This is a genomic window from Mycobacterium sp. (genome assembly GCF_035570115.1).
In the GTDB taxonomy this organism is placed as follows: domain Bacteria; phylum Actinomycetota; class Actinomycetes; order Mycobacteriales; family Mycobacteriaceae; genus Mycobacterium.
In genome coordinates this window covers 1-2,190 of sequence record NZ_DATMLH010000223.1, presented here as the reverse complement: position 1 = coordinate 2,190, position 2,190 = coordinate 1, and the positions used below count along the sequence as shown (strand labels likewise).

General features: G+C 65.0%; 2 protein-coding genes and 1 pseudogene. All 3 read left to right on the top strand.

The genetic code is table 11. The features are described 5' to 3' along the window. Positions 1-381, top strand: a pseudogene (locus VNW74_RS19885) (NmrA family protein); the annotation flags it as partial. Between the two features lie 85 nt (positions 382-466). Further along, positions 467-1,189, top strand: a complete 723-nt coding sequence (locus VNW74_RS19880; RefSeq protein ID WP_325679926.1) for a dienelactone hydrolase family protein — start codon at positions 467-469, stop codon at positions 1,187-1,189. Between the two features lie 35 nt (positions 1,190-1,224). Further along, on the top strand, positions 1,225-2,190 hold a 966-nt coding region (locus VNW74_RS19875), incomplete at its 3' end, for an aldo/keto reductase (protein ID WP_325679923.1).

The following is a 2,190-nucleotide window of genomic DNA, read 5'->3' as shown; positions in this document are numbered from 1 at the left end:
GCGGCATTTGAGAAGGTCACTGGACATCCAGCAGAATACATCGACACGGATTTAGACACGTACTGGGGGAGCGGTCCGCGAAGTGCAATCGCAGATACGCCTGCCGGGTACAACGCAGATCCAAATGACAAAAGCACGATGAGCTTCCGCGATAATTTCACTGGATTCTGGAATCTTTGGAAGTACGGGATAGTTAAACGAGATTATTCTTTGCTCGATGAGATTCACCCGAATCGGATTAGAAGTGCTGAGCAGTGGTTCAGGAGAGAAGATCAGCGGGGAAGAGAGCTGGGGCAAGGCGGCCTTTGGGAGAGGGCTCAATCGGAGAATTGGAATTCGATTCTAAAGAGTGTTGAGGATATGAGGACAGGGAAGTTGTAGAGCCTGCGCTACGGACTTTCGCTGCACGGTGCGGCCATCGTCGGCCCCACACATTGCCCGCCCTACAACCGAAGGAAGCCCAACCATGACCGACATCGACCTGTCCGACCTAGCCGCCGACCGCGACGGGTCCCGGAAGCTTCGCGGCTACCTGGCCAGCCCAGCGGGCACCGGTCCGTGGCCCGCCTTGGTGATGATCCATGAGGTCTTCGGCCTCGACGACGTCATGCGTCGCCACGCCGACCACCTCGCCGGTCTCGGCTACCTCACCCTGGCCGTGGACCTGTTCAGCGCGGGCGGTACCACGCGTTGCCTGGTCGCCACGATGACCGCGATGATCCGCGGGCGCGGCCGCGCATTCGCCGACATCGGCGCCGCCCGGGATTACCTGGGTGGTTCTCGCGACTGCACCGGCAAGATCGGCGTCATCGGGTTCTGCATGGGCGGTGGCTTCGCACTGCTTAGCGCCGGCGATGGTTACGACGCCGCCGCCGTCAACTACGGTCAGCTTCCCAGCGACCTCGACGAAACGCTGGCCGGTGCCTGCCCGATCGTGGCCAGCTACGGTGGCCGCGACCCGCAGCTTCGAGGTGCCGCTAGCCGGCTCGACGCAGCACTGAACAAGGCAGGAGTAACCCACGACGTCAAGGAATACCCCGCGGCCGGCCACGGTTTTCTCAACGACACCGAAGCCGGTCCCCGGGCGCTACGGCCCTTGCTGCGGATCGCCGGCATCGGTCCAGAGCCGGAGTCGGCCAAAGACGCCTGGGACCGGATCGAACTGTTCTTCGCCACCCACCTCAACTAACAGTCTTCGCCTTAACCCGCTAAGGAGCCCACCAGATGACAACTGCTAATCGCACCACGAAGCTTGGCGACGACTTAACGGTCAGTGCAATAGGATTCGGCGCGGGAGCGCTGGCATCGGTCTACGGTGACGTCGACGACGCCGAATCGCTCGCCACGCTCAATCGCTGCATAGACCTCGGCGTGACTTTTATCGACACCGCCAACGTGTACGGCGGCGGCAGCAATGAGCGACTCATTGCCAAGCTGCTCGCCGACCGCCGGGACGAGGTCACGCTGGCGACGAAATTCGGCGTCGCCAGCCACCCGGCAGACCGCGCAGCGGGCCGGCGGCCCGTCCGTGGTGACGCTGCCTACGTGCGTCAGTGCATCGACGAAAGCCTTGCCCGGTTGCAGACCGACGTCGTTGACCTGTACTACATGCACCGGCGTGACCTGACCGTGCCGATCGAGGAAACCGTCGGCGCGATGGCCGAATTGGTGCGCGCGGGCAAGGTTCGCCACCTCGGGCTCTCCGAGGTGACCGCCGACGAGCTGCGCGCCGCCGTAGCGGTGCACCCGATCGCGGCCGTGCAGAGCGAGTGGTCGATCTGGAGCCGCGACGTCGAGCGCCTCGTGGTGCCGACCGCCGCCGAGCTCGGGGTGGGCTTTGTGCCGTACTCCCCGCTGGGCCGCGGCTTCTTGACCGGAAGCATCCGTTCGGCCGCGGACCTGTCGTCACCGAGCGACTTTCGCCGCACCCTGCCTCGGTTCGCCGACGGCGCGCTGGAAGCCAACCTCGGTGTGGTCGATGTGGTCAGGTCGGTTGCCGAGGAACAGCGTGCGACGCCGGCGCAGGTCGCGCTGGCATGGCTGCGGCTACGCGCCGAGGCCCTCGGTGTGGCCTCGGTACCGATTCCCGGCACCCGGCGGGCGTCACGCGTCGAGGAGAACCTTGGCTCGTTGTCGGTCACCCTGACCCCCGCCCAGCTCACTGCCCTGGACGCGGCGGGCGCGGCGGTC

What these genes read in the sequence shown, in the direction of transcription:
- VNW74_RS19880 (WP_325679926.1), top strand. Translation starts at nt 467, where the DNA reads ATGACCGACATCGACCTGTCCGACCTAGCCGCCGACCGCGACGGGTCC.